The organism is Spirillospora sp. CA-142024 (assembly GCF_050942325.1).
Taxonomy (GTDB): Bacteria; Actinomycetota; Actinomycetes; order Streptosporangiales; family Streptosporangiaceae; genus Spirillospora.
The window spans coordinates 3,354,647-3,378,119 of sequence record NZ_CP192077.1 but is presented as its reverse complement, the minus strand read 5'-3'; the positions used below and the strand labels follow the sequence as shown (position 1 = coordinate 3,378,119).

The window sequence follows — 23,473 nt, the reverse complement described above, 5'->3', positions numbered from 1 at the left end:
GACGCGCCCCGGAACCCCGCCGTCCGGTCCGCCCGGCCTCCGCGGGTCAGGACTCCGCTTCGACGATCTCCAGGGCGCGGGCCAGGTCGTCCGGGTAGGGGCTCTCGAACTCCACCCACTCGCCCTTCGTCGGATGGTCGAAACCCAGCCGGACGGCGTGCAGCCATTGCCGCCCGAGACCGAGCCGCTCCGCCAAGGTCGGGTCGGCCCCGTAGGCCATGTCGCCGACGCACGGATGCCGGATCGCGGACATGTGGACGCGGATCTGGTGGGTGCGCCCCGTCTCCAGATCGATGTCGAGGAGCGTCGCGGCCCGGAACGCCTCGACGGTGTCGTAGTGGGTGACGGACGGCTTGCCGCCCGCCACGACCGCGAACCGTCCGTCGCCGGAGGGGTGCCGGTCGATGGGCGCGTCGACCGTCCCGCGGAACGGGTCGGGATGCCCTTGGACGAGTGCCTGGTAGCGCTTGTCGATGCGGCGCTCCTTGAAGGCGCGCTTGAGCCGCGAGTAGGCGACCTCGCTCTTCGCGACGACCATCGCCCCGGTGGTGTTGGCGTCCAGCCGGTGCACGATGCCCTGCCGCTCGGACGCGCCGCTGGTCGCGATCGTGTGCCCGGCACCGAGCAGCCCGCCGAGGACGGTCGGGCCCGTCCACCCGGTCGTTGGATGGGCGGCGACGCCGACCGGCTTGTTGACCACGACGATGTCGTCGTCCTCGAACAGCACGCCCATCCCGGGGACGGGCTCGGCGACCGGCGCGGGCGCGGCGGGCGGCGGCGGGAGGGTGACCTCCAGCCACGCTCCGGCGCGCAGCCGCTCGGACTTGGTGGCCACCTGGGCGCCGTCCAGCAGCACCTCGCCGGCGGCGATGATCTCGGCGGCGCTGCCCCGCGACACCCCGAACAGCCGGGCCAGCGCGGCGTCGACCCGCTCGCCCTCCAGGCCGTCCGGCACGGGGAGGCTGCGCACCTCGCCCATCAGGACTTCTCTTCCGGCGCCGGAACCTCAGCCTCGTCGCGGGTCTCCGGCCCGGGCGCGTCATCGGCCGCGCCATCGGCCTTGGACCCGGCCTCCGGTTCGGGCTTCCCGGCCTGGGGGGCGGTCTCGCCCTCGGGGCCGGCCTCGTCCTCGCCGGGGGCCTGGTCCTTGCCGGCGAGGCGCGTCCCGTCGACCTGGAGCCCGCGCGCCGCCAGCAGCACGGCCAGCACGCCGCCGCAGACGATCGCCGAGTCGGCCAGGTTGAACACCGGCCAGTGCGGCAGCTGGATCCAGTCGACGACATGGCCCTTCAGCGGGGCCGGGGCCCGCAGCAGCCGGTCGATGAGGTTGCCGATCGCGCCGCCGAGCAGCAGGCCGAGGCAGACCGCCCACGGCGCGCTCCGCAGGTTGCGGGCCGTCCGCAGGATCGCCACCACCACGCCGCAGGCGATCAGGGTGAACACGATCGTGTAGCCGGTGCCGATCGAGAACGCGGCGCCGCTGTTGCGGGTCTCGCGCAGCGTCAGCAGCCCGCCGAGCAGCCGGACCGGCTCCCGGTCCTGCAGCGTCGCCACCACGACGATCTTGGACACGATGTCGGCGGCGAGCGCGGCCAGGGCCACGCCGACCAGCACGCCGACGCGGCGCGGCCGAGGAGATCCCGTGGTCTCCCCGGCCTCGCGCTCTGGGTTCGTTGAGTCGCTCAGCGACGTTCCTCGCGTTGTTTGCATGTCACACACAGGGTCGCACGCGGAAAGACCTGGAGGCGCGCCTTGCCGATCGGCTTGGCGCAGGACTCGCAGGTCCCGTACGTGCCGGCTTCCATCCGCTGGACGGCCCGCTCTATCTGGGCGAGCAGGTCCTGTGAATTGTAGGCCAGCGCGAGCTCGTGCTCGCGCTCGTAGGTCTTGGCGCCCGCGTCGGCCTGGTCGTCGCCGGCCCCGTCGCTGGTGTCGCCCTCGGCGATCTGGCTCGCGGACGCGGCGATCTCGGCCCGCAGCGCCGAGATCTGCTCCTCCAGGCCGGCCCGCACCTCGGCGAGCTCGTCCGGCGTCCACTGGTGCTCCCCCTCGCGGACCGGCAGCGCCGCGGCCGTCGCCTTCGCCGGCTCCCGCCGGTCCCGCACCCCCGCCTTGCCGGCCTTGCCCGCCTTCGCCGGCGCCCGCCTGCCCTGCTTCGCGGCGGCGCCCGCGGCCGCGGGACTCGTGGCGGCGGGCGGCTTGGCCGCGGCCGTCCTCCCGGTCGCCGTCCTGCTCTGGGACGGCCGCGCCGGGCCCCGGGTCTTGCTTGCGGCGGGCGTCGCGCCCTTCCTCGCGCCGGGCATGTCGGCCTCCCTCGCGCTGGTCGCCTCGACGGGCAGTGCGGGCAGCATTGGTCCCCTCTCTCAGACACGGTAAACAACCTGGGCCGTGTTACCGACCGCTTATGCCCGGTCGCCGATCGCCCGGAAACCCCAGGACACCGCACGAGATCGCAAAGGAACCGCGCGGCCCGGCGCGGCGCGGAAAACGGGAAGAGGAAGGGGCCGGCGTGCGTTAAAGTCTGGACGAGCAGTCGTATGGCAGGCGCTGATGGGGACACCTGCCGCCGCACGCAGCCATGAGCGACCCGGGGACGGTGCGAGCCCGGGGGCGAGCCCGGCGGTCTGATCACCCCGGAGCCGCCGGAAGAACCGCCTCCGTCCACGGAGCGCGCCAGACCCGGCAGCCGAGACTCGAACGAAGCGGGCCGTGCCGTCCGGGCACGGTCAAGGAGGGTGGTACCGCGGGGCATGCGCCTCGTCCCTCCGGTCAACGTGCCCACGTCGATCCGGAGGTCCGCCATCGTGAGCCGAGCTTTTCGGCCGCTGCCCGCGCAGGTCGATCTGCCCGCCCTGGAGCGGGACATGCTGCGCCGCTGGCAGGAGAACAAGGTTTTCGAGCGGTCGCTGGAACGCACCGCGTCCGGCACCCCGTGGGTGTTCTACGAGGGGCCGCCGACCGCCAACGGCATGCCGGGCGTCCACCACGTCGAGGCCCGCGTGTTCAAGGACGTCTTCCCCCGCTTCAAGACCATGAAGGGCCACCACGTCCCGCGCAAGGCCGGCTGGGACTGCCACGGGCTGCCCGTCGAGGTCGCCGTGGAGAAGGAGCTCGGCCTCACCGGCAAGAAGGACATCGAGGAGTACGGCGTCGCGGAGTTCAACGCCCGCTGCCGCGAATCGGTCCTGCGCCACGTGGACGCGTTCGAAGAGATGACCGAGCGCATGGGCTACTGGGTCAACACCGACCAGGCGTACCGGACGATGGACCCCGAGTACGTCGAGGCCGTCTGGTGGTCCCTGAAGCAGGTGTTCGACAAGGGCCTGCTCTTCCGCGACTTCCGCATCACGCCGTACTGCCCCCGCTGCGGGACGGGCCTGTCCGACCATGAGCTGGGCCAGCCGGGCGGGTACGAGACGGTGTCCAGCCCGTCGGTGTACGTGCGGATGCCCGTCACGTCCGGCCCGCTCGCCGAGATGGGCGCCGCACTGCTCATCTGGACCACGACCCCCTGGACGCTGGTGTCCAACACCGCCGTGGCCGTCCACCCGGACGTCACCTACGTCGCGGCCCGCCCGAATGGGGCGGACGAGGTGCTCGTCGTCGCGGAGCCCCTCCTGGACCAGGTGCTCGGTGAGGGCGCCGAACGGCTGGCCACGTTCCAGGGCACCGAACTTGAGCGGACGACCTACCAGCGGCCCTTCGAACTGGTCGACATCCCGGACGCGCACTACGTCGTCCTGGGCGACTACGTCACCGTCGAGGACGGCACCGGCCTCGTCCACCAGGCGCCCGCGTTCGGCGGCGACGACATGACCGTCTGCAAGCGCTACGGGATGCCGATCGTCAACCCGATCGGGCCGGACGGGCGCTTCCTGCGTGAGGTCCCCCTGGTCGGCAACAAGTTCTTCAAGGACGCCGACGAGCCGCTCACCGACGACATGCGCGCGCGCGGGCTGCTGTTCCGCGGCGGCCACTTCGAGCACAGCTACCCGCACTGCTGGCGCTGCCACACGCCGCTGCTCTACTACGCGCTCCCTGCCTGGTACATCCGCACCACGCAGATCAAGGACCGGCTCCTGGAGGAGAACGAGAAGACCAACTGGTACCCCGAGACGGTCAAGCACGGCCGGTACGGGGAGTGGCTGCGCAACAACGTCGACTGGTCGCTGTCCCGCAGCCGCTACTGGGGTACGCCCCTCCCCCTGTGGGTGTGCGGCGCCGACGAGGACCACGTCACCTGCGTCGGGTCGCTCAAGGAACTGGGCGAGCGGGCGGGCGAGGACCTGTCCGCCCTCGACCCGCACCGCCCCTTCGTCGACGACGTCACGTTCCCCTGCCCCCAGTGCGGGACGGAGGCGCGCCGAGTCCCGGACGTCATCGACGCCTGGTACGACTCCGGGTCGATGCCCTTCGCCCAGTGGGGCGCGCCCTTCCGCAGCAACGAGGTCTTCGAGAGCTCCTACCCGGCGCAGTACATCTGCGAGGCCCAGGACCAGACCCGCGGCTGGTTCTACTCCCTCATGGCCGTCGGCACGCTCGTGTTCGACCGGTCGTCCTACGAGAACGTCGTGTGCCTCGGGCTGATCCTCGCCGAGGACGGCCGCAAGATGAGCAAGCACCTCGGCAACGTCCTCCGGCCCATCCCGCTGATGGACGAGCACGGCGCTGACGCGGTCCGCTGGTTCATGGCCGCCAACGGGCTGCCCTGGGCGTCCCGCCGCGTCGGGCACGCCGCCCTGGAGGAGATCGTCCGCAAGGTCCTCCTCACCTACTGGAACACCGCGTCCTTCTTCGTCCTGTACGCGAACGCGGCGCAGGCGCAGGGCCGCGCGTGGACGCCGGACCGGCTGTCCGAGGCGCCCGCCCCGGCCGACCGTCCCCTCCTGGACCGCTGGGCGCTCGCCGAACTGCACGGCACGGTCCGCGAGGTCGACACGGCGCTGGAGGAGTTCGACACGGCCCGCGCGGGACGGCGCCTCTCCCAGTTCGTCGACGACCTGTCCAACTGGTACGTGCGGCGTTCGCGCCGGCGCTTCTGGGAGGGCCCGGAGACGCCCGAGGGCTCGGCCGCGTTCGCGACGCTCTACGAGTGCCTGGAGACCCTCACCCGCCTGATGGCGCCGATGGTCCCGTTCATCACCGACCACGTCTGGGACGTCATCCGCCCCGAGGACGCCCCCGAGTCCGTGCACCTCGCCGACTGGCCCGCCGTCGACGAGGCACTGCTCGACGAGGACCTGACCGCGCAGATGGCGCTCGTCCGCCGCCTGGTCGAACTGGGCCGCGCCGCCCGCTCCGCGAGCGGCGTCCGGACCCGGCAGCCCCTGGGCCGCGCCCTCGTCGGCGCCGCCGGCTGGTCCGCGCTGCCCGCGCAGCTGCGCGCCCAGATCTCCGAGGAGCTGAACGTCCTCGGCTTCGAGGAGCTGTCCTCGATCGGCGGCGACCTGGTCGAGTACGAGGTCAAGCCCAACTTCCGCGAGCTGGGCAAGCGGTACGCCAAGGACACCCCGAAGGTCGCCAAGGCGATCACGTCCGCCGGACCGGCGGACCTCGTGCGGGCGCTGCGCGCGGGCTCCGCCGAGGTCGAGGCCGCCGATCTCGGCACGGTGCCGCTCGGCCCCGACGACGTGATCGTCACCGAGCGCCCGCGCAGCGGCTGGGCGGTGGAGAGCGCCGCCGGCGAGACGGTCGCGCTCGACCTCGCCGTCACGCCCGAACTGCGCCGCGCGGGCCTGGTGCGGGAGGCCGTCCGGCTCGTCCAGGAGGGCCGCAAGGCCGCCGGGCTGGAAGTCACCGACCGCATCGACCTGTGGTGGGAGGCCACCGGCACCGACCTCGCCGAGGCGCTGCGCGCCCACGGCGGCGAGCTGGCCGCCGAGGTCCTCGCGGCCACGGTGACCGAGGGCCGCCCCGAGGGCCTCCCCGCCGCCCGCGACGAGGACCTGGGCCTCACCTACTACCTCCGCAAGGCGTGATCGTTCTCCGCCGGGCCGCATCCGGATGCGGCCCGGTGGAGAAGTTCTGCGATGGGGTTTTTCGCGACACATCGCGTTTGCGATGATGGTCGGGTGAATCTTCCCGAGCAGCCTTCGGGCTCCGAACCTCCGGCGCGGCCGTCCCCCGCGAGCATGCGCGCGTCGGACGCCGACCGCGACGAGGTCGCCGACCGCCTGCGCGAGGCCCTGGCGGAGGGGCGCATCACGCCGGAGGAGCACGCCGAGCGCATCGACGCCGTCTACAACGCCAAGACGTACGCCGAGCTGGAGCCCGTCCTCAGCGACCTGCCGCCGGAGTACGCGCCGCGCCCCCGGGTGGACCTGCGCAAGGAGCCGCAGCCGCTCGCGCCGCCCCCGCCGCAGTCGCCCAACCTCGTGGCGATCTTCTCCGGGGCGGGGCGGAAGGGCCGCTGGCTCGTCGAGCCCACCACCAACGTGTCGTGCGTGTTCGGCGGTGTGGACCTGGACTTCCGGCAGGCCGTCCTCAGCCGGAGCGAGGTGACGATCAACGTCAACTGCGTCTTCGGCGGCGTGAACATGATCGTGCCGCCCGGGGTCAGGGTCGTCGGGTCCAACGTCTCGATCTTCGGCGGGAACGATCTGCCGGAGGACGACACCACCGACCCGGACGCGCCCGTCATCCGGCTGACCGGGATGCTGCTGTTCGGCGGCGTCTCGGTGAAACGCCGCGCGCCCAAGGAGAAGGGCGGGCACCGCGACCGGCACCGGGAGATCCACCAGCTGCACAGGCGGCACCGCGAGGAAATGCGGGACCTGCAGCAGGAGCGGCGCGAGGAGCGGCGGCAGCGGCGGGACGAGCGCCGTGACCGGCTCCGCGAGCTGCGGGACGAGCGCCACCGCGGCCGCTGACCCCGGCCCCGCGCCCGCCCGGGCGCGGGCCGGTCAGTCGCGGACGTGCTCGCGGTCGGGCTGGCAGACCAGGCAGGGCGTGCAGCCCCGCGACTTGGCCTCGGCGCGGGACAGCGACTCCAGGTCGTCGGCCTCGTCGCCGATGTCCTCGATCAGGGCGCAGTCGACGCGGTGGTAGCGCTTGGTGCCGCTCAGGATGCGGACCTGCGGGCCGTCGCCGTCGGGCTCGTCCGTGGACGGCTCGGACGGCTCGGACGGCTCCTCGGCGGGCTCCTGCTCCGCGACCGGCTCGGGTTCCGGTGCGGGGGCCTCCTCCTCGCGGGGCCGCGGGGCGGGCGCCGTGGCGTCGGCCAGGCCGAGCGCCGCGGAGCCGAGGTCGACGGTGATGTCCGGCGGCGCCGATTCGGTCTCAGCGGACCGTTCCGCGGCGGAGCCTTCCTCCGTCTCGGCCTCGGCGGGATCGGCCTTCTCCGGCGCCGTGAGAGCCTCCTCGGGCTCATCGGCCGCCTTGCCGGACGCGAAGACGCCCGCGACGGGGATGTCGGCCCGGGTCGGCCCCGCCTGGCCCCGCACCGGGGCGTCCGGCTCCGCGGCGGGCTCGTCCGCCTGCGGGATCTCGGTCGTCGCGTCGAACGTGCCGCCGGGATCGCCCGCGGCGGGCTTGTCGAACGAGGCGGGCTTGTCGAACGACGTGGGCGCCGGCTTGGCGAGGCCCGCCAGGCCGCCCTCGGATCGCTCCGCGCCGGGCTCGCGGATCGCGGGTCCGGCCCCCGCCGCCTTGCCCGCGTCGGGTGACGCGGGTGCCGACACCGCGGCGCGCGCCGCCAGTGCGGTGTCGGGCATGCAGGCGGTACAGGGGCTGAACCCCTCCTCCTTGGCCTCGGCGTAGGTGAGCTCCTCGGTCTCCCGGCCGGCGAGCTGCCGGCAGGTGTCGAGGTGGTAGCGCTTGCGGCCGCGGACGACGAAGACGAGCGCGTCGTCCGGGACGTCGACGGCCGGGGCGGGGAGTTCCACCTCGTCGTCGGCCGGCTCCACGGCCGGGGACTTGGCGTCCGGCGCGCCCTGGGCGTTCGCCGCCGGGGCGGGAGGCGCGGCCTTCCCGCGCTTGTCCTTCTTCTTGGCCTTCTTGCCCGCGCGGGCGGGAGCGGGCGGGGCGCCCGGGCCGAACAGCTCCTTGCGCCGCAGGAACACCCCGATGGCCAGGCAGAGCGCGGAGACGATGCTGACGGCGATCGATATGTAGATCACCACCAGCGCATCCAGGCCGAAGACCTGGGCGCTGTCTCCGTTGCCGACGACGATTCCCGCTACCAGCAGGGCGATCGCCACCACCACGAGAACGCCACTCAGGATGATCACAGGGTCTCTCCCACTCGTTCGGACCGCTCGGTTCCGGGCCGCGCGAGGGGCCCGGCGGCCGGCCGCGAGGGGCCGCCCGGCGCCGCGGGGATGGCGGCTCGGCCATCCCCGGCGCGGCGATCAGAACGACACTATCGCCTGCGGCGGCCCGATCAGCGCCTGTCGTGCGGCGGGTTGTCGCCGCCCGAGTGGAACGCGCCGGTCGCCGAGTGCTGCACCTGCTGGGTGTGCTCCGGTGCCGGGAACGTGCCCGGCGCCGGGGCCTGTCCACCCGGGGTGCCGTTGCGGTTCTCGGCGTGCGGCAGCGAGTTCTGCGGGCTCGGCTGCGGAGCGGGCTGCGGGGGGTTCTGCGGCGACTGGGCCGGGGCCGCGCCCGGGACGGCCGCGAACGCGCCGGTCTCGGTGCTGCCCGCCTCGAGATCGCGCAGCTGGCCCTCCAGGTACACCTTCAGGCGGCTGCGGTACTCGCGCTCGAACGCGCGCAGGTTGTCGACCTCGCGCTCCAGCTCCTCGCGCTGCTGCACGAGCGAGCCCATGACCTGGCGGTGCCGCTCCTGGGCGTCGCGGTCGAGGGCCTCGGCGCGGGAGCGCGCCTCGCTGACGATCTGGTCGGCCTGCCGGCGGGCCTTGCCGAGGATCTCCTCGGCCTCGCGGCGGGCGCGGCCGAGCGTCTCGTCGGCCTCCCGGCGGGCGTCGGCGATCGCCTGGTCGGCGGTCTGCTGGGCCAGCGCGAGGACGCGGGCCGCGGTGTCCATGTTGTCCTCGCCGGTGGGCGCGGGAGCCATGCCGAGGCCGCCGAGCACGGGCTCCGGCTCGGGCTGCGGCTGCGGTTCGGGACGAGGAGGCTCGGGAATCTTCTGGACGTCCGGCTTGGGCTCCACGATGGGGGCGGCCATGGCGGGGACCTTGCCGCGCAGGCACTCGGCCAGCTTGGCCCGCAGCTCCTCGTTCTCCTGGATGAGGCGGTCGAGCTCGGCCTCGACCTCGTCGAGGAAGGCGTCCACCTCCTCCTCGTCGTACCCCGGCCTCAGCCTGGTGGTACTGAACTGCTTGTTCCGCACATCGGCGGGTGTCAGCGGCATGTTCTCGTCTCCTTGGCGCGCTTGGAGTCTGTCCCCGAAGGACGGTATCCGATCGACCTAACCTCCGCCGAATATGGAGCCGACGAAGACGATCAAGACCCAGACCACAAGTATGAGCACGGTGAAGCTGAGGTCCAGTGCAACGTTACCCAGCCGGATGGGCGGGATGAAACGCCTGAGCAGCTTCAGGGGCGGATCGGTGACCGTGTAGGTCACTTCGGCGATCACCAGCACCACCCCGGTCGGCTTCCATTGCCGGGCGAACGACTGCAGGACCTCCAGGACCAGCCTCCCGATCAGGAACAGCAGGAAGAGGTACAGGACGCCCTGCAGGACGGATCCAACGATGTTCACGGATACTCTCGCATGCGACTCTCAGCTTTGGTTGAAGAACCCTCGTTCTGCCATCCGGGCCTTGTCCTCGGCCGTCACCTCCACGTTGGCGGGCGACAGCAGGAACACCTTGTTGGTAACACGCTCGATGCTGCCGTGCAGGCCGAACACGAGACCCGCCGCGAAGTCGACCAGACGCTTGGCGTCGCTGTCGACCATCTCGGTCAGGTTCATGATCACCGGCGTGCCCTCCCGGAAATGCTCCCCGATGGTCCTCGCCTCGTTGTAGGTCCTTGGGTGCAGCGTAGTGATACGCGCAAGGTCGGTGGTACCCGACTCGTAGAGCGCCACGGAGCGTCGCTCGATCGTCGACGTGGAGTGATGGTCGCGATCCCGGTCCGAGGTCTCTTCCGCTCGGGTAAGCTGACCGCCGGATTCGTCCTCGCGACGACGGCCCTGGCCGGTGTCGGTCTCCTCGTCGTAGACCTCGTACTCGTCGTAGTCGCCGTACTTGTCGTCGTAACGGTCGTCCTCCACAAGGCCGAGGTAGACCGCCATCTTGCGCATCGCGCTGGCCATACGCCCCTCCGTGTCCTGTGGATGCGGCGGCCGGGCGCGTCCGGCACCGCGTTGGACTGGTCCGTCGTGGCGGCCCGCGTTCCGGCAGGTACCACTGGGGGGACATTACCTGACGATTGCCCGTCGGCCGCCGAGCAACGCCGTACCGACCCGCAGGTGTGTCGCGCCGCACGCGATCGCCTGCTCCAGATCGCCGCTCATACCCGCACTGACGATCGAGGCGCCCGGATGGTTCCGCCGCAGTTCGTCCGCAACCCCCGCGAGGCGGGTGAAGGCGGGCAGCGGGTCGGCGCCGAGCGGCGCGACGGCCATCACCCCGCCGAGTTCCAGGCCGGCGGCCCCGGCGATCTCGTCGGCCAGTCCCGGGACCGCGCCGGGTGCCGCCCCGCCCCGCCCTTCGGCCTCGTCCAGCGACACCTGGACGAGGCAGCGGAGCGTGCGGCCGGCCCGGACGGCGCCGTCCGACAGGCCGGTGACCAGCCTCGACCGGTCCACGGAGTGGACGACGTCGGCGTACCCGGCGACGGCGCGGGCCTTGTTGGTCTGCAGGCGCCCGACGAAGTGCCAGGTGAGCGGCAGGTCGGCGCAGTCGGCGGCCTTCGGGCGGGCCTCCTGGTCGCGGTTCTCCCCGACCTCGGTGAGCCCGAGCCCGGCCAGCAGCCGCACGTCGGACGCGGGGAACGTCTTGGTCACCGCGATCAGCGTGATCTCGCCCTCGTCCCGCCCGGCGGCGGCGCAGGCGGCGGCGATGCGCGCCCGGACCGCCGCGATGCCCTCGGCGATCTCGGCGCGCCGCTCGGGGGCGTCCGGGCCGGTCACGCGTCTTCCTTGAGCCAGACATATCCGGCGAAGCGCCCGGTGTTCCCCTCGCGGCGGTACGAGAAGAGGCCCGGGTCCTCGATGGTGCAGCGCGGGTCGGCGTCCACCGCGGTCACTCCGGCGGAGGCGAGCTGCTCGGCGACACCGGCGCGGATGTCGAGACCGGGCGTGCCCTTCGACGTGGTGGCGTAGGCGGCGGGGACGGTCGCGGCGACCTCGTCCCGCATCCGCGCGGGGACCTCGTAGCAGCGGCCGCACGCGGCGGGACCGATCGCTGCCGTCATCCGCGCGGGGTCGGCGCCCCGCTCGCACATCGCCTTCACCAGCGCCGGCACGACGCCCGCGGCCGTTCCGGGACGGCCGGAGTGCGCGGCGCCGACGACCCCGGCGGCGGGATCGGCCAGCAGCACGGGCGCGCAGTCGGCGACGAGGACGGCGAGGGCGAGGCCGGGGACGGTCGTGACGATCGCGTCGACCGGGCCGGGCAGATCGGGGGACGTGACGAACGCGACGTCGGCGCCGTGCACCTGCCGCATGAAGACGGTGCGTTCCGGGTCGGCGCCGAGCGCGGCGGCGGCGCGCCGCCGGTTGTCCAGGACGGCGGCCGGGTCGTCGCCGACCGCGCCGCCGAGGTTGAGGGAGTCGTAGGGGGGCCTGCTCACGCCGCCGGCGCGGCCGGTGAAGCCGGCGCCGACGCCGTCGCCCAGGGCGACGGCGGTGATCACTTCAGGAAGTCGGGGACGTCGAGGTCGTCGTCCTCGTCGAACACCACGGGACGGCGCCGCTGCCCGGAGGAGGCGGGGCCGCCGTCGTTCTCTCCCGCGTGCACGCGGGGCGACGCCTGCTCGGAGGGCGGGCGGGGCGCGGGGGTGCGCGCACCGCCGGACTCGCCGGACGATCCCGCCTCACGGTCGCCCGGAGGCCCGGGCTGCCCGGACGAGGCGCCCTCGGGCCGCGAGGGCTCGCCGCGTCCGGCGGCCCGGTCGCCCTGGCCCTGCCCGGCCGGCTGCGCCCGGTCGCTCTCGGGCCTCGGCGGAGCGGGGGCCGGCGCGGACGGCGCGGCGGCGGCCTGCGCCACCGACTGCTGCTGCGCGGGCGGCTGGCCGCCCGCGGCCTCGGACCGCCCGACCCGGCTGGGGATCGGGTTGGCCGGGGCGGCGGGCGCCGGCGGCGGGACGGGCCGCGGCGGCGGGGGCAGCCGCTTGCTCTCCGGCGCGGGGGCGGGCTTGGCGGGGCGGCCTTCGTCGAAGCCCGCCGCGATCACCGTGACCCGGACCTCGTCGCCGAGCGCGTCGTCGATGACCGCGCCGAAGATGATGTTGGCGTCGGGGGCTGCCGCGTTGGACACCAGCTGCGCGGCCTCGTTGATCTCGAACAGGCCGAGGTCGGAGCCGCCGGAGATGGACAGCAGCACGCCGTGCGCGCCGTCGATGCTGGCCTCCAGCAGCGGGCTGGAGATCGCCATCTCGGCGGCGGCGACCGAGCGGTCGTCGCCGCGCGCCGAGCCGATGCCCATCAGCGCCGAGCCGGCGCCGGACATGACGGACTTGACGTCGGCGAAGTCGAGGTTGATCAGGCCCGGGGTGGTGATCAGGTCGGTGATGCCCTGGACACCGGAGAGCAGGACCTGGTCGGCGGCCTTGAACGCGTCCAGCACGCTGACCTGCCGGTCGGAGATCGACAGCAGCCGGTCGTTGGGGATGACGATGAGGGTGTCGACCTCGTCGCGCAGCGTCTCGATGCCGGCCTCGGCCTGCATGGCGCGGCGCTTGCCCTCGAAGCTGAACGGCCGGGTGACCACGCCGATCGTCAGCGCGCCGAGCGAGCGGGCGATGTTGGCGACCACGGGCGCCCCGCCGGTGCCGGTGCCGCCGCCCTCCCCGGCGGTGACGAAGACCATGTCGGCGCCCTTGAGCACCTCCTCGATCTCCTCCCGGTGGTCCTCGGCGGCCTTGCGGCCGACGTCGGGGTTCGCGCCCGCGCCGAGACCCCGGGTGAGCTCGCGGCCCACGTCCAGTTTCACGTCGGCGTCACTCATCAGCAGCGCCTGGGCGTCCGTGTTGATCGCGATGAACTCGACGCCCTTGAGTCCCTCTTCGATCATCCTGTTGACGGCGTTGACGCCGCCGCCGCCGATGCCGACGACCTTGATGACCGCGAGGTAATTCTGCGGTGCTGCCACGACGAGGGGCCTTTCCGCTCTCTCCGACCGCCCTGACCGGTCTGCCGACCGTGCCGCCGCGGTGTTCCCGACCTGTGTGCATGTTGGGTGCGGGCTTGAACCCTCACCCTCAACTTGAGGCTTACACTTATGTCAACCTGAGGACTGATACGGACAGTAGGGCGGCCTTACCGCCAGGGTCAACTAACCTGCCCTCAACCGCTCCGGCGTGTCGCATCCGGTGCGCATCCGCCCGGGTCACTTCGTCTTGAGCACCTCGGGCGAGCTGATGTCGACGGTGCGGATCGCGCGCCCGGCGGCCGTGCGCCGCAGGGCCTCCAGAAGCCGGATCTTCTCCGCCGACCGTTCCGCCGCGCCCCACTCCACCGTCTGGCCTCCCGCCAGGTACAGGGTGACGGCCTCCGGGCCGGTCGCCTCCACCTCGGTGAGCCTGTCGCCGAGGCTTTCGGGCAGGCCGGTGAGCACCGTGAGCGCCGCGAGGGTCGCCTTGTCGGACGGCCCGGGCGACGCGACCGTCAGCGCCGGGAGCCCCGGCGGCCGGGACTCGCCGTCGGCGACGGTCACCCCGTGCCGGTCGAGCAGCAGGTAGCGGCCGGCGCGGGCGAACACGGCCACCGGCACCCGTTCCCGCACCACGATCCGCACCGTGCCCGGCCAGTGCCGCTCGATCTTCACCGAGTCGACCTCGCGCAGCCGCTCCACCCGGTCCCGGACCGCGCCGGTCCGGAGCCGCGCCATCGGCGTCCCGAGATCGATCCCGGCGGCGGCCACCACCCGGTCCCGCGGCGCGAGATGGGTGCCGGTCACCTCGACGTGCCGCACGACCAGCAGCCGGGACCCGAGCAGCACCCAGCTCACCGCGCCGAGCGCGCCGAGGACCAGCAGGGTGACGAACACCACCTTCCACCGGTTCGGGCGGCCGCGCCCGCCGGGCGCCGCGTCCCCGTCCGGCGCCGCGGGCCGGTCCGTCCGCGCCTCGGTCATGACCCAAGCTTGACAGTGTTCCGCCCGTCCGCCGCCGACCGCGCGGGCCGCGGCGTGTCATCCTCACGCTCCGGCGAGACGTTCCAGCACGAGCGGGCCCAGCTGCGTCACGTCCCCCGCACCCAGCGTGATGACGACGTCGCCAGGCCGGGCCAGCGACGCCGCGATGTCGGGCACCTCGTCCCGGACCGGGACGTACACGGCCTCGGTGCCCGCCGGGACGGCGTCCGCGACGAGCGCGCCGGTCACCCCCGGCTCCGGGTCCTCACGGGCGCCGTACACGTCCAGCACGACCGCGACGTCGGCGAGCCCGAGCGCCGCGCCGAACTCGGCGGCGAAGAACCGGGTGCGGCTGTACAGGTGCGGCTGGAACACCGCGACGATGCGGCCCTGCCCGCCCTTCTCCCCCAGGTAGTCGCGGGTGGCGTCCAGGTCGGCGGTCAGCTCGGTCGGGTGGTGGGCGTAGCTGTCGAACACCTCGACGCCGCCCGCCTCGCCCTTGCGCTCCAGCCTCCGCATCGCCCCGCCGAACCCGGCGAGGCCGGCCCGCACGGCCTCCTCGTCCGCGCCGAGGGCCCGCGCGACCGCGACCACGGCGGCGGCGTTGAGCGCGTTGTGCCGGCCGGGGACGGCGAGCGCGACCTCGCCGGCGCCCTCGATCCCGAACCGGGAGCCGAGGCCGCGCGGGGTGAATCCGGTCACGCGCAGGTCGGCGCCCTCGGCCGCCCCGTACGTCAGGACCGTCAGCCCGCGGGCCCGCGCCCGTTCCGACAGCTCCATCGCGACGGGATCGTCGGCGCCGGCGACGAGCGTCCCGCCGGGCTCGATCCGGTCGACGAAGCGGGCGAAGTTCTCCTTCACCTTCTCGAAGCCGCCGTAGTTGTCGAGGTGGTCGGCCTCGACGTTGGTGACGACCGCGATGCGCGGGGTGTACATGAGGAACGACCCGTCGCTCTCGTCGGCCTCCGCGACGAACACGTCCCCGGTGCCCTCGTCGGCGCCGAGCCCGGTGGTGACGAGCTGCCCGCCGATGCAGTAGGACGGGTCGATGCCGGCGTGCTGGAGCGCCACCGTCAGCATCGACGTCGTGGTGGTCTTGCCGTGCGTGCCCGCCACCGCCACGGCCCGCCGGCCCGCCATCAGGGAGGCGAGCGCGGCGGAGCGGTGCAGGACGCGCAGCCCGCGCTCGCGGGCGGCGACCAGCTCCGGGTTGGTCTCCCGGATCGCCGTGGACACCACCACCGTGTCGGCGTCGCCCACGTGCGCCGCGTCGTGCCCGACGAAGACCTTGGCGCCGAGGTCGCCGAGCTGGGTGAGCAGCTCGGAGTCGCGCGCGTCGCTGCCGGACACCCCGATGCCGCGGCGCAGCATGATGCGGGCGACGCCGGACATCCCGGCGCCCCCGATCGCGATGAAGTGCACCCGGCCGAGCTCGCCGGCCGGCACCACCTCGCCGGGGTCGATCAGGCTCATCGGGCGGCGCCCGCCGAGCGGACCACGTCGTAGACCATCCGGGCGAGCGCGACGTCGGCGTCGCGGCGTCCCATCCGGCCGGCGGCCTCCGACATGTGCGCGACGCGGGCCGGGTCGGCCAGCACCGGCAGCAGGTGCCGCGCGATCCAGTCGGGCGACAGCTCGGCGTTGTCGACCAGCATGCCGCCGCCCGCCGCGACGATCGGTTCGGCGTTCAGCCGCTGCTCTCCGTTGCCGATCGGGAGCGGGACGTACACCGCCGGCAGCGCGACCGCGGCGAGCTCGGCGCAGGTCATCGCGCCCGCGCGGCACATCGCCATGTCGGCGGCGGCGTAGGCGAGGTCCATCCGGTCGCAGTACGGGATGGTCACGTACTGGGGGCCGCCGGACGCGGGCTCGGGCTCCTCGGTGTTCTTCGGCCCGACGATGTGCAGCACCTGGATGCCCGCCTGCCGGAAGTACGGCGCGGAGGCGACGGCGGCCTGGTTGAGCGAGCGGGCGCCCTGCGAGCCGCCGAAGATCAGCAGCGTGGGCAGGTCGGGGAGCAGCCCGAAGTAGGAGCGGGCCTTGTCGCCCATCGCGAGCCGGTCGAGGGTCGCGATCTCGCGCCGCAGCGGGATGCCGACGAACGTGGCGTTCGGCAGCGGCGAGTCCGAGTGCGACACCGCGACGTGGTCGGTGAAGCGGGCGCCGAGCTTGTTGGCGAGGCCCGGCTTCGGGTTGGCCTCGTGCACGATGATCGGCACCTTGCGCTTGCGCGCCGCCAGGTAGCCGGGTGTGGCGACGTAGCCGCCGAACCCGACCAGGACGTCGGCCTGCGCCTGGTCGAGGACGGACGCGGCCGCGTTGATCGCCCCGCGGAGCCGGCCGGGGACCGACAGCAGCTGCGGGGTCAGCGTGCGCGGCAGCGGCACCGGCGGGATCAGGGCGAGCTCGTAGCCCCGCTGCGGGACGAGGCGGGTCTCCAGCCCCCGCTCGGTCCCGAGGCAGACGATCCCGGTGTTCGGGTCGTTGCGGCGCAGCGCGTCGGCGAGCGCCAGGGCGGGCTCGATGTGTCCGGCGGTGCCGCCGCCGGCCAGGACAACCCTCATGTCCGTTGACAACTCCTCAGCGTGTTCGGAAGGGGGATTTCAACGCCGTGCCAGACCCAGCCAGCTTAGAGCCCTCACGACCGGTCCGGGACCCCGTGCGGAGAGTGCCTGCCGCGCGCCGGGCTCCCGTTTGGCGAACGCGAGCAGCATCCCGAGCGCGAACAGGGTCGGGATCAGCGCCGAGCCTCCGTAGGAGACCAGCGGCAGCGGGATGCCGGTGATGGGCAGGACGCCGATGACGGCGCCGATGTTCACGATCGCCTGCACCACCAGCCACGCCGTGGCGCCGGCGGCGGCGAGCCGGGTGAACGGGTCCTTCACGCGCCGCGCGATCCGCAGCCCGGCGTAGGCGAGCAGCCCGAACAGGCCGAGCACGACGAGGGCGCCGACCAGCCCCAGCTCCTCCCCCACGATCGCGAAGATGAAGTCGGTCTCGGCGTGCGGCAGATAGTCCCACTTGGCGCGCCCCTCCCCGAGACCGGTGCCGAAGAAGCCGCCCGAGGCGACCGCGTACAGCCCCTGGGTGCCCTGGTAGTTGATGGTGAGCTTGTTGCCGGAGGAGTCCAGGAAGCCGGTGAGCCGCTGCATCCGGTACGGCTCGACGACGATCAGGATGGACACCAGCAGGCAGACGAGACCGCCGATGCCGAGGAACAGCCGTCCGGGCGCGCCGACGACCCACAGCAGCGCCAGGAAGATCGTGAGGAGCACCAGCGTGGTGCCGAGGTCGCTGCCCAGCATGACCAGCAGGACGAGGACCCCGGCCCCCGGCATCAGCGGGACGAGCAGCGGCCGCCACTCGGTGAGCTGGCCGAGCCGGTCCTTGCGGGCCAGCAGGTCGGCGCCCCACAGCACGAGGGCGAGCTTGGCGAGCTCGGACGGCTGGATCTGCACCGGGCCGAGATCGACCCAGCGGGTGGCGCCGCCCGCGCTGCGCCCGAGCCCGGGGACCAGCACCATCGCCAGCGCGACGACCGACAGCAGCAGCAGCGGGTAGGCGAGCGCACGGAACGTCTTCACCGGCAGCCGGGACGCCAGCCACATCCCCGGCAGCCCGATCGCCACCCACATGGCCTGCTTCTGGAACAGCGTGTACGCCGAGCCCGTCGCCTGGAGCTGCTTGACGCTGGACGCCGACAGCACCATCGTCAGGCCGAGCGCGAGCAGCATCACCGAGCAGCCCAGCACCAGGTAGTAGGAGGTGAGGGGCCGGTCGAGCAGCCCGACGGCGGCGACCACCTGCTCCCGTGGCCCCGGGCGCCGGCCGCTCTCCTCCTCGGCCGCGGCGGTCACGGCTAGCCGGCGTTTCCGGCGGCGAGGCGTCCGACGGCCGCGATGAAGGCGTCCCCCCGGGCCGGGTAGTTGGCGAACATGTCGAAGGACGCCCCGACGGGCGCGAGCAGCACGGTGTCCCCGGGGCGGGCGAGGCCGGAGGCTTCGTTGACGACGCGGTCCATGGCCCCAGTGTCGGTGTCGGGGACGTCCACCACCGGGACATCCGGGGCGTGTCGCGCGAGTGCCTCGGCGATCCGGTGCCGGTCGCGCCCCATGAGCACGACCCCGCGCAGCCGCGCGGCGCACGAGCGCACGAGGTCGTCGACGTCGAGGCCCTTGAGAAGGCCGCCGGCGATCCACACGACCGGCTCGTAGGCGGCGAGGGACGCGGCGGCCGCGTGCGGCTGGGTCGCCTTGGAGTCGTTGACGTAGGCGACGCCGGCGACGTCCGCGACGTGCTGGATGCGGTGCGGGTCGGGCACGAACGCCTGCAGACCCGCGCGGACGGCCTCGGGCGGCACGCCGAACGCGCGGGCCAGCCCGGCGGCGGCCAGCGCGTTGGCGACGTTGTGCGGCGCGAACGGGCGGACGTCGGCGAGTCCGGCCAGCTCCGCCGCCTGGCTCACCGGATCCTCGGTGAACGCCCGGTCGACCATCAGCTCCTCGACGACGCCGAGCTCGCCGGGGCGCGGCACCCGGAGGGTGAAGCCGACCTTCCGGTCCAGGCCCCCGGCGCGCTCCGCGAGCGCGGTGGACGTGGCGTCGTCGGCGTTGTAGACCGCGACGCAGCCGGGCGCGAAGATCTTGGCCTTGGCGCCGACGTAGGCGTCCATGGAACCGTGCCAGTCGAGGTGGTCCGGCGCGACGTTCAGCACCGCCGCCGCCTGCGGGGCGAGCGTGCTGGACCAGTGCAGCTGGTAGCTCGACAGCTCGACCGCCAGGACGTCGTACGGCTCGGCGACCGCCTCCACGATGGGGGTTCCGACATTTCCGACGGCCAGGGCCTTGTGGCCGGCGGCGGTGAGCATGCACGCCAGCATCCGCACGACGGTGGTCTTGCCGTCCGTCCCCGTGATGGCCAGCCAGGGCGCCGCATCCGGCGCACGGAGCCGCCATGCCAGCTCGACCTCGCCGATGATCTCGATCCCGGCCGCGGCGGCCGCGGCGAGCAGCGGCACGTCCGGCCGCCAGCCCGGCGAGGTCACGACGAGCCCGGTGCCCGCCGGGAGGCCCTCCCCGTCGCCGAGCCGGACGGTGACCCCGCGGGCCTCCAGCTCGGCGGCGTGCCCGCGCTGCTCCGCGCCGTCGCGGGCGTCCACGACGGTGACGCGGGCGCCGCGCCCGGCGAGGACGCGGGCGGCGGCGCGGCCGGACACGCCGAGCCCCGCCACGCACACCGGCAGGCCGTCCCAGGGGCGGTCGCTCACTTCTTCGGCATCCATTCCAGGTAGAACAGGCCGATGCCGATCGCGACGAACGTCGCCGACATCAGCCAGAACCGCACGACGATCGTGGTCTCGGCCCAGCCGGACAGCTCGAAGTGGTGCTGCAGCGGGGCCATCTTGAACACCCGTTTCCTGGTCAGCTTGAACCCGCCGACCTGGATGATCACCGACAGCGTGATCATGACGATCAGGCCGCACAGGATGGCGAGCAGGAACTGGGTGCGGGTGAGGATCGCGAGGCCGACCAGCACGCCGCCGAGGGCGAGCGAGCCGGTGTCGCCCATGAAGATCTTCGCGGGCGGGGCGTTCCACCACAGGAAGCCGAACACGCCGCCGAGCACGGCCGCGGCGACCACCGCGAGGTCGAGGGGGTCGCGGACGCTGTAGCAGTTGGGGGCGAGGGCGGCGGCGCAGCTGTTGCGCAGCTGCCAGTTCCCGATGATCACGTAGGCGGCCAGCACCATGCCGGCCGGGCCCGCCGCGAGGCCGTCCAGCCCGTCGGTCAGGTTCACGCCGTTGGACATCGCCGCGATGAGCAGCAGCGCCCACACCACGAACAGGTACGGGCCGATCGAGGGGCCGAAGTCGCGCAGGAAGGACAGGTGGGGGTCGGCGGGGGTGACGTCGTAGCCGTTGGGGAAGTTCAGCGACCCGACGGCGAACACGACGCCGACGAGGATGATGCCGATCATCTTGGCGCCGCTGCGCAGCCCGAGGCTGCGCTGCTTGAACACCTTGATGTAGTCGTCCACGAACCCGACGAGGCCGAGGCCGGTCATCAGGAACAGCACGAGGACGCCCGAGATCGTGGGCGCGTCCCCGGTGAACAGGTGCGCCGCGGCGTAGCCGACGAGCGAGCCGACGATGAAGACCGTCCCGCCCATCGTGGGGGTGCCGCGCTTGTTCAGATGGGCCTCGGGGCCCTCGTCCCGGATCATCTGGCCGTAGCCGAGCCGGTTGACGATCCGGATCCACACCGGGGTGCCGACCATCACGAAGACCAGCGCGATCCCCGCGGCGATGATGATGTTGGTCATCGGCCGCCCTCCGCGAGGAGCGCCTCGGCCACCCGTTCCAGGCCGGCCACGCGGGAGCCCTTCACCAGCACGACGTCCCGCGGCGCGAGCCGCTCCCTGAGCACGGTCACCGCCGCGCCGACGTCATCCACCTGTACGCACTCTCCCGTCCATGACGCCACCTGCCCGGCCCCTTCGGCCATCGCCGCCGCGTTCGGGCCGACGACGACGAGGCCGGCGATCCCGCTGCGCGCGACATGCTGCCCGATCTTGGCATGTTCCGCCACGGCGGAGTCGCCGAGTTCGGCCATCTCGCCCAGCACCGCGTAGGCCCGGCGTCCGCGGGCCATGTGGGCGAGCACGTCGATCGCGGCGCGGGTCGAGTCGGGGTTGGCGTTGTAGGCGTCGTTCACCACGGTCACCCCGTCGGCGCGTTCGGTGACCTCCATCCGCCAGCGGCTCACCGGCACGGCCGCGGAGAGCGCCTCGGCGACCGCGTCCGCGGCCAGCCCTGCCGCGCGCGCGGCGGCGGCCGCGGCCAGCGCGTTCGGGACGGCGTGCGAGCCGTGCAGGCGCAGCGCGACGGGTGCCCGGCCCTCCGGCGTGACCAGCGTGAACCGGGCCCGGCCCTGCTCGTCGAGGGTCTCGTCCTCGGCGCGGATCATCGCGTCCGGGGAGCGGCCGAACGTGACGACCCCGGCCCGGGTGCGCGCCGCCATCGCGGCGACCAGCGGGTCGTCGGCGTTCAGGACGGCGGTCCCGCCCGGCGGCACCGCCTCCACGATCTCGCCCTTGGCACGGGCGATGTTCTCCCGGCCGCCGAACTCGCCGACGTGCGCCGTGCCGACGTTCAGCACCACGCCGACGTCCGGGCGCGCGATGCCGGTCAGGTAGGCGATGTGACCGATCCCACGCGCGCCCATCTCCAGGACGAGGTGGCGGGTGCCGGCATCGGCGCGCAGGACGGTGAGCGGCAGCCCGATCTCGTTGTTGAACGAGCCGGGCGGGAAGACCGTGGGGCCGGCGCCGCTCAGGACCTGCGCGATCAGGTCCTTGGTGGAGGTCTTGCCCGCCGACCCGGTGACCGCGACGACGGTCAGGCCGGGCAGCCGCTCCAGCAGCCCCCTGGCGAGCCGCCCGAGCGCCTCCTGGACGTCGGGGACGACCACGCAGGGCCCGTCCACCGGGCGCTGCGCGAGCACCCCGGCGGCCCCGGCCGCCAGCGCTCCGGCCGCGAAGTCGTGCCCGTCGGCGCGCTCGCCCTTCAGCGCCGCGAACAGCGCGCCCGGCCCGGCCGCGCGGGAGTCGATGACCGCGGGACCGCTCACCACCACGTCCGGAGGCCCGTGGAGGGTGCCTCCTGTGATCTCCGCGATCGTCGACAGCGGAAGTGGGATCACGCCTGCGTCCCGTCCCCTCTAGTCCCTCGTGAGTGGTGCCGGAGCGCGGCGCGGACGACCTCGCGGTCGTCGAACGGATGCACCTCGCCCGCCACGTTCTGGCCCTGCTCGTGGCCCTTGCCCGCGACGACGAGGACGTCGCCGCGGCGGGCCCGGCCGACGGCGAGCGCGATCGCGGCGGCGCGGTCGGGCTCGACGACGATGTGCGCGCGCTCCGGCTGCGGCACCTTGAGCCCGCCCTCGACCATAGCGGCGAGGATCCCGAGCGGATCTTCCGACCTCGGGTTGTCGTTGGTGAAGTACGCGGTGTCGGCCAGCCGGGCGGCGGCCTCCCCCATGAGCGGGCGCTTGCCGCGGTCGCGGTCGCCGCCGCAGCCGAGCACCACGACGAGGTCGCCCTCGGTGACGGGCCGCAGCGCGTTCAGGACGGCCTCGACCGCGCCCGGCTTGTGCGAGTAGTCGACGAGGGTCACGAAGTCCTGGCCCTCGTCCACCCGCTCCAGCCGGCCGGGGACGCCGGGCAGCGAGGCGACCCCGCGGACCGCCGCCTGCAGCGGGATGCCGGCCTCGACCAGCGCGACGATCGCGGCGAGGGCGTTGGCGACGTTGAACGGGCCGGCGAGCCGGACCTCGCCGTCGGCCTCGATCCCGCCGGGCCCGACGACGCGGAACACGCTGCCGTCGGCGCCGACGCGCACGTTCTCGGCCCGCCAGTCGGCGGCCGGGTCCCCGGACGGCGAGAACGTCGTGGCCGGCACCGTGGCGATCTCCAGCAGCTCGCGGCCGTAGTGGTCGTCGAGGTTGACCACGCCGACGCGGGAGTACTCGGGCGTGAACAGCCGCGCCTTCGCGAGGAAGTAGTCCTGCATGGTCGGGTGGTAGTCCAGGTGGTCCTGGGACAGGTTGGTGAACACCGCGACCTCGTAGCGGGCGCCGCCGACGCGGCCCTGCACGAGGGCGTGGCTGGACACCTCCATCGCGGCGGCGCCGACGCCGCGCTCGCGCATCATCGCCAGCAGCGCGTGCAGGTCGGTGGCCTCCGGCGTGGTCAGCGCGCTCGGCACCCGGTCGCCGCCCACCCGGATCTCGACGCCGCCGACCAGGCCGGTCTCGATCCCGGCGGCGCGCAGGCCCGCGTCCAGCAGGAACACCGTCGTGGTCTTGCCGCTGGTGCCGGTCACGCCGATGAGGGTGATGTCGCGTCCCGGCTCGCCGTACACCCACGACGCGACGTCGCCGAGCCGCGCCCGGACGTCGGCCGTCACCAGGACCGGCAGGCCCGTCGCCGCCGCCCGGTCGTACCCGTCGGCGTCGGTGAGGACCGCCACCGCGCCCGCCTCGGCGGCCTGGGCGGAGAACTGGGCGCCGTGTGCGCGCGCGCCGGGCAGCGCCGCGTAGATGTCGCCGGGCAGCACCGCGCGCGAGTCGTGCGTGATCCCCGTGGCCGACACATCGTCCCATCCCTGCCGTCCGATGCCGAGAAGCGCCGCGAGCCCGCTCAGCGGACGAGCCGGATTGGTAGTGGGACGCATGGCGTTTCTTTCGGTGCGAACGGAACGGGACTGC

20 protein-coding genes are annotated in these 23,473 nt (G+C 73.6%); 2 read left to right on the top strand and 18 right to left on the bottom strand.

The window, feature by feature from the left end:
- Positions 1-46: 46 nt before the first annotated feature.
- The 3 genes from ACQPZP_RS16370 to ACQPZP_RS16360 are packed head-to-tail and all read right to left on the bottom strand — an operon-like array spanning position 47 to position 2,105.
- The gene (locus ACQPZP_RS16370; RefSeq protein ID WP_433478463.1) at positions 47-979 is read right to left on the bottom strand and encodes an RluA family pseudouridine synthase; all 933 of its coding nucleotides are present in this window, start codon (positions 977-979) and stop codon (positions 47-49) included.
- Positions 979-1,710 carry a signal peptidase II gene (gene lspA, locus ACQPZP_RS16365; RefSeq protein WP_433478462.1) on the bottom strand — a complete coding sequence of 244 codons (732 nt, stop codon included), beginning with the start codon at positions 1,708-1,710 and terminating at the stop codon, positions 979-981. The genes ACQPZP_RS16370 and lspA overlap by 1 nt, the downstream gene beginning before the upstream one ends.
- On the bottom strand, positions 1,683-2,105 hold the full coding sequence (locus ACQPZP_RS16360) for a TraR/DksA family transcriptional regulator (protein ID WP_433479620.1): 423 nt from the start codon (positions 2,103-2,105) through the stop codon (positions 1,683-1,685). Before ACQPZP_RS16360 ends, lspA begins: the two co-directional genes overlap by 28 nt.
- Before the next feature lie 699 nt (positions 2,106-2,804).
- Between ACQPZP_RS16360 and ileS the strand changes: the two genes are divergently transcribed.
- A complete protein-coding gene (gene ileS, locus ACQPZP_RS16355) occupies positions 2,805-5,978 on the top strand; it encodes an isoleucine--tRNA ligase (protein WP_433478461.1) in 3,174 nt (1,057 codons plus the stop codon).
- A gap of 93 nt (positions 5,979-6,071) precedes the next feature.
- Complete coding sequence (locus ACQPZP_RS16350) at positions 6,072-6,869, top strand: DUF1707 SHOCT-like domain-containing protein (protein WP_433478460.1); 798 nt, start codon at positions 6,072-6,074, stop codon at positions 6,867-6,869.
- A gap of 33 nt (positions 6,870-6,902) precedes the next feature.
- Here ACQPZP_RS16350 and ACQPZP_RS16345 read toward each other — a convergent pair whose 3' ends face one another.
- From ACQPZP_RS16345 to ACQPZP_RS16275, 15 genes are all read right to left on the bottom strand, one after another.
- Positions 6,903-8,228, bottom strand: coding sequence for a hypothetical protein (locus ACQPZP_RS16345; RefSeq protein ID WP_433478459.1), 1,326 nt, complete (start codon positions 8,226-8,228; stop codon positions 6,903-6,905).
- A gap of 152 nt (positions 8,229-8,380) precedes the next feature.
- The gene (locus ACQPZP_RS16340) at positions 8,381-9,310 is read right to left on the bottom strand and encodes a DivIVA domain-containing protein (protein WP_433478458.1); all 930 of its coding nucleotides are present in this window, start codon (positions 9,308-9,310) and stop codon (positions 8,381-8,383) included.
- 57 nt (positions 9,311-9,367) lie between these two features.
- Positions 9,368-9,664, bottom strand: coding sequence for a YggT family protein (locus ACQPZP_RS16335; protein ID WP_173397743.1), 297 nt, complete (start codon positions 9,662-9,664; stop codon positions 9,368-9,370).
- Positions 9,665-9,685: 21 nt separating this feature from the next.
- Positions 9,686-10,222 (bottom strand): cell division protein SepF, encoded by a 537-nt coding sequence (locus tag ACQPZP_RS16330; protein WP_433468619.1) that lies wholly within the window; start codon positions 10,220-10,222, stop codon positions 9,686-9,688.
- A gap of 105 nt (positions 10,223-10,327) precedes the next feature.
- Entirely contained in the window at positions 10,328-11,041 is a 714-nt protein-coding gene (locus ACQPZP_RS16325) for a YggS family pyridoxal phosphate-dependent enzyme (protein ID WP_433478457.1), read from the bottom strand.
- Positions 11,038-11,766, bottom strand: coding sequence for a peptidoglycan editing factor PgeF (gene pgeF / locus ACQPZP_RS16320; RefSeq protein WP_433478456.1), 729 nt, complete (start codon positions 11,764-11,766; stop codon positions 11,038-11,040). Before pgeF ends, ACQPZP_RS16325 begins: the two co-directional genes overlap by 4 nt.
- Complete coding sequence (gene ftsZ / locus ACQPZP_RS16315; RefSeq protein ID WP_433478455.1) at positions 11,763-13,223, bottom strand: cell division protein FtsZ; 1,461 nt, start codon at positions 13,221-13,223, stop codon at positions 11,763-11,765. The genes pgeF and ftsZ overlap by 4 nt, the downstream gene beginning before the upstream one ends.
- A 237-nt stretch (positions 13,224-13,460) precedes the next feature.
- Positions 13,461-14,207 carry a cell division protein FtsQ/DivIB gene (locus tag ACQPZP_RS16310; protein WP_433478454.1) on the bottom strand — a complete coding sequence of 249 codons (747 nt, stop codon included), beginning with the start codon at positions 14,205-14,207 and terminating at the stop codon, positions 13,461-13,463.
- A 63-nt stretch (positions 14,208-14,270) separates the two neighbouring features.
- On the bottom strand, positions 14,271-15,680 hold the full coding sequence (gene murC / locus ACQPZP_RS16305; protein WP_433478453.1) for a UDP-N-acetylmuramate--L-alanine ligase: 1,410 nt from the start codon (positions 15,678-15,680) through the stop codon (positions 14,271-14,273).
- The gene (gene murG, locus ACQPZP_RS16300) at positions 15,677-16,771 is read right to left on the bottom strand and encodes an undecaprenyldiphospho-muramoylpentapeptide beta-N-acetylglucosaminyltransferase (protein WP_433478452.1); all 1,095 of its coding nucleotides are present in this window, start codon (positions 16,769-16,771) and stop codon (positions 15,677-15,679) included. The genes murC and murG overlap by 4 nt, the downstream gene beginning before the upstream one ends.
- A gap of 39 nt (positions 16,772-16,810) precedes the next feature.
- Complete coding sequence (gene ftsW, locus ACQPZP_RS16295; protein WP_433468612.1) at positions 16,811-18,064, bottom strand: putative lipid II flippase FtsW; 1,254 nt, start codon at positions 18,062-18,064, stop codon at positions 16,811-16,813.
- 2 nt (positions 18,065-18,066) lie between these two features.
- Positions 18,067-19,488 carry a UDP-N-acetylmuramoyl-L-alanine--D-glutamate ligase gene (gene murD, locus ACQPZP_RS16290; RefSeq protein ID WP_433478451.1) on the bottom strand — a complete coding sequence of 474 codons (1,422 nt, stop codon included), beginning with the start codon at positions 19,486-19,488 and terminating at the stop codon, positions 18,067-18,069.
- Entirely contained in the window at positions 19,470-20,528 is a 1,059-nt protein-coding gene (mraY, locus tag ACQPZP_RS16285) for a phospho-N-acetylmuramoyl-pentapeptide-transferase (RefSeq protein ID WP_433468610.1), read from the bottom strand. The genes murD and mraY overlap by 19 nt, the downstream gene beginning before the upstream one ends.
- A complete protein-coding gene (locus ACQPZP_RS16280; RefSeq protein ID WP_433478450.1) occupies positions 20,525-21,907 on the bottom strand; it encodes a UDP-N-acetylmuramoyl-tripeptide--D-alanyl-D-alanine ligase in 1,383 nt (460 codons plus the stop codon). Before ACQPZP_RS16280 ends, mraY begins: the two co-directional genes overlap by 4 nt.
- Entirely contained in the window at positions 21,904-23,439 is a 1,536-nt protein-coding gene (locus tag ACQPZP_RS16275; protein WP_433478449.1) for a UDP-N-acetylmuramoyl-L-alanyl-D-glutamate--2,6-diaminopimelate ligase, read from the bottom strand. Before ACQPZP_RS16275 ends, ACQPZP_RS16280 begins: the two co-directional genes overlap by 4 nt.
- Positions 23,440-23,473 lie beyond the last annotated feature (34 nt).